3 protein-coding genes and 1 pseudogene are annotated in these 3,553 nt (G+C 63.2%); 1 reads left to right on the top strand and 3 read right to left on the bottom strand.

Features of this window, described 5'->3' with window-relative positions; genetic code table 11:
• On the top strand, positions 1-199 hold a 199-nt coding region (locus tag OH705_RS26755), incomplete at its 5' end, for a hypothetical protein (protein ID WP_267303379.1).
• Between the two features lie 49 nt (positions 200-248).
• Here OH705_RS26755 and OH705_RS26750 read toward each other — a convergent pair.
• The 3 genes and pseudogenes from OH705_RS26750 to OH705_RS26740 form a co-directional block, all read right to left on the bottom strand.
• Positions 249-2,192: a DNA cytosine methyltransferase gene (locus OH705_RS26750; protein ID WP_267303378.1), complete on the bottom strand. Its 1,944-nt coding sequence runs from the start codon at positions 2,190-2,192 to the stop codon at positions 249-251.
• 327 nt (positions 2,193-2,519) lie between these two features.
• Positions 2,520-3,065, bottom strand: coding sequence for a hypothetical protein (locus OH705_RS26745; protein ID WP_267303377.1), 546 nt, complete (start codon positions 3,063-3,065; stop codon positions 2,520-2,522).
• A gap of 248 nt (positions 3,066-3,313) precedes the next feature.
• Positions 3,314-3,553, bottom strand: a pseudogene (locus tag OH705_RS26740) (hypothetical protein); the annotation flags it as partial.

Genomic DNA, 3,553 nt, shown 5'->3' with positions numbered 1-3,553 from the left:
CGTCACCCTTGGCCACGACGGCTTGGGTCTTGAGTGCCTCCGCGGCGACCAAATAATTTTCGAAATTTTCCGTAACGACGAGACACTCAAGTTCGAGGTAACGCTATTTGAGCGTGATGTACCTCTAGAGCTGCTTGAGTACGCAGTGCCTGCGGCCCGTGAATTACTTGGGGATTTTGACCCTTACATTCCAAGCTAGGCGATACTTTGGTGGATCGGTTTTCTGTGGGCATGGGGATACCTCCGTGTCAGGCGGCTTCAGCTCGGGCTGAGGCTGTGCGCCATGGGTCATTGGCGCGGGCGAGCGCGGCCATCGGCGGCGGGCTGACGCTGTTGCCGCACATGTGCACCTGCTCCGTCTTCGTGAATGGCTTGCCGTCGGCGCCCTTGTCGATGATGTAGCTGGCGGGGAAGCCCTGGGCTCGGTAGAGCTCATGCGGCTGGAGCATGCGCAGGCAGATATCGACGATCACATAGGGCGTGCCCTTCACAAAGACGGTTACCAGGCCCAGGCGGTCTTTGGTGGTTACTGTCGGCGCCGGGGCGTCACAGGCGCTGATGTTCTCTGTGCCGTAGTAGCTGATCAGGAAGGCGGCGACGCGCAGGGCGCCGGCCTCGTGCTCGGGCGACAGCTTGTATTCGACCAGGCCGTGGTGGGTGCCGCCAGCGCTGACGGTATGCAGCGGCTCGTTGATCGCTCGTGCGTCGCAGTTGCCGCGAAGGTGAAGAAGATTCGCCCCCACCAGCGCGTGGTGATCGCCGGCCGTAACCGTGCTGAGTGGATCAATGGCCTGCTGACCGGTGCTGCCGTTGCGTAGGGTTGCCAGGTACGCCGTCACCAGGCGCTGCTGGCTGCCGGTGTTGGTGACGGTGCTCATGGGCTCATCCATGCCCCGCGCTGGCGTGGTGTTGAAGCCGCCGTTGGCCTGCTCGATGAAGGCAGTGCAGATGCCCATGGCATGTGCAGCACCTGCAGGTCGCTGGTAGTTTCCGCCGCTGGTGATCGTTGGCAGTGGGCCGGTGAGTGCGGCCCCTTCGCTGTTGAATCGGAACTTGACCAGGTGCGCCGATGCCAGTGCGTGTTTAATTCCGCCGGCGACGACTGTGCCCAACGGCTGATCTAGCCCTGGCACCCTTGGTTGTTGGCCTTCGCGTTCTCCGTAGCCAGTCTGCACGAGGGTAGGGCTGGCCATTGCGAACGATCCGCCGCGGGGCCATGAGGTCACGGTGCGCAGCGGCTCCTGCGCGGACTGGGCCAGTTCACCCGACCAGTTCGCAATCGGCACGATGAAGGGCTGAGGGTTATCTAGCACGAACTTCTTCATGCCCTTGGCCACCCGGCGCAGCGTTGCGGCTGCCAAGTCCTTCTTGCGGCCGAAGATGCTCTTGCTCGGGACGCTCCAGTCAATGCAGTCGGCGGCGGTGCGCCATTTCTGCTGGCCCTTGGCTGGGTTCTTGGCGTGGGTAGGCTCCGGCCACACGATTGGCTGGCCGTCGCAGCGGGCGATCATGAACAGGCGTTCGCGGCTGGTTGGTGCGCCGAAGTCGCAGGCCTTGATGATCCGCCATTCCACCTGGTAGCCCATGCCCTCAAGCAGCTGCACGAAGCGCCGCCAGGTGATGCCGCGTCGCTTCGGGTCGGGCACCAGGAACTGCTGTTGCACTGGTACACGCTCACCGACGGCGGCCACGGTGCCGTCCAGCTTCATCACCCGGCCGGTGGCTTTGTCGCGCTTGGCGATCAGTGGCCCCCACTGCAGGATCTGCTTCACGTTCTCGAGGCTGATCACACGGGGCTTCTTCTTGCCGGCCCACTTCAGGCCGACCCAAGACAGGTTGCGGATCTCGCGCTTGCGTGGCTGGCCGCCTGCGGCCTGGCTGTGGTGGGTGCAATCAGGGCTCATGTGGAACCAGCCCACCGGCCGGCCCTGGCATTCCTCGTCCGGGTCACCGTCGAAGACGTCGGTTGTGAAGTGACGCGCTGCCGGATGGTTGGCAGTGTGCATGCTGATGGCTGCCGGGCTGTGGTTCTTGGCCACCGTCACCGGGCGTCCCAGGCCCATCTCAAGCCCAGTACCGGCGCCGCCGCCACCGCAGAAGAAGTCCACCACGATCTCGTCGTCTTGCGGATCGAAGCCAAGGCCGTACTGGGTTTTGAAGTCGAGCGGGTTCTTTTTCTGGAATGCAGACATGGGCGGTCCTCGCCTGGGTGGCGTGATCGTTATCGTTGAATAGGGGAAGGCGCTGGCGGGCAGCGCTGGTATGCTTCGCCGCTTACCAAACAGGGAGAGTGGTGATGCGTTTGCGTGAGAGGCTTCGGGCGTTCCAGCTATGGTTCAACCCGAAGCGCAGGCGGTGGGCTGGCGTGACCCTGATCGCGCTTGGGGTTGTCGGTATGTTCCACAATCCGGAGAGCCGGTGGAGTTTGGTGCTTGGAGCTGGGATCTACTGGTTCTGCACGGCCTTGCCACCCGTGCTTGGCGGAAAGCAGTGAGACGCTGGCGAGCAGCGCCGGAGGGTCATGCGGCGATCGGGTACTGCTTGGCCAGGGCCTGCTGCACTGTCGCGATGATGCGGCAGAGGTAGGCCCAATCTGGATTTGGCTCCATGGCATCGGCCGGCAGGTTCCACCAGTCGTCACCGAACACGCGGTGCATGAACTCGCGGTGGGCGCCGCCGCACTCGTCGAGTGAGCTGGTGTGACGAACATCCTCGGCCTCGTCGAGCAGGCTCCGGGCGTCTTCTGCGTCCAGGTCCCGGTCACGCCGCATTTGCACGATCACCTTCCTCGCCTTGTCGGCCAGAGCTTCACCGCTGAACCGGCGAGAGCTCAGCGACCGGTCGAAGTAGCCGATGATGTAGGCGTCGTGCAGCTTGCAGAAAAATTGGGCGATATTCAGGCCATCCCACATGCCGCCCCAGTAGGCGTGCCAGGTCTTGTCGTAGCAGCTGACGGTGATCTTGCCTTTGCAGGGCGCCAGGTCTTCGAGGTACACGCTGATCGGGTCGAGGTTCGGCACCTCAGTGATCAGCAGCTTGGTTACTGTCGAGGTCTCGACTTGCATTTCGGTACTCCATGCATGCGCCGCCCTCCGTGCTGGTGGCGGCATGGTGGCAATAGGTGGTTACTTCAGGATGGCTTTTGCGCAGGCCTGGATCTCAATCCAAAGCGCTGATGATGGCCTTGCTTCGTACTTGAGCAGGGCCTTGGCTATCTGCTGGGCCAGCTGCTCCTTGCTGCCCGTGGGAGTCGACGCCTGGTGATGGGTAACCTGAATCGGTAGGTCGTACTGCCCTGGTAGGTCGATTCGCATCAGGCGACCCTCTGATCGTTGCGCGCAAATCGGGTGCCCGGTCCGTACTCAAGCAGGTCGCACACCCGGTTGATGATCTTGAGCGCGGCGTCGAAAACCTTGGCGTCGTCCGGCTCGCGGGCCAGGCGCTTCATGTTGGGCTGGTGTTCCAGGCAGACCTTGTCGACCAGACGCCAGGCCAGCCGGCGCAGGTGGTCGGCGCTGTCGTGAACCCGAAGGCTCAACGCGAAGGCCAGGGC

Origin of the sequence: Pseudomonas sp. BJa3 (assembly GCF_026343815.1) — a bacterium.
Lineage (GTDB): Bacteria > Pseudomonadota > Gammaproteobacteria > Pseudomonadales > Pseudomonadaceae > Aquipseudomonas > Aquipseudomonas soli.
This window is presented reverse-complemented; position numbering and strand designations above follow the sequence as displayed.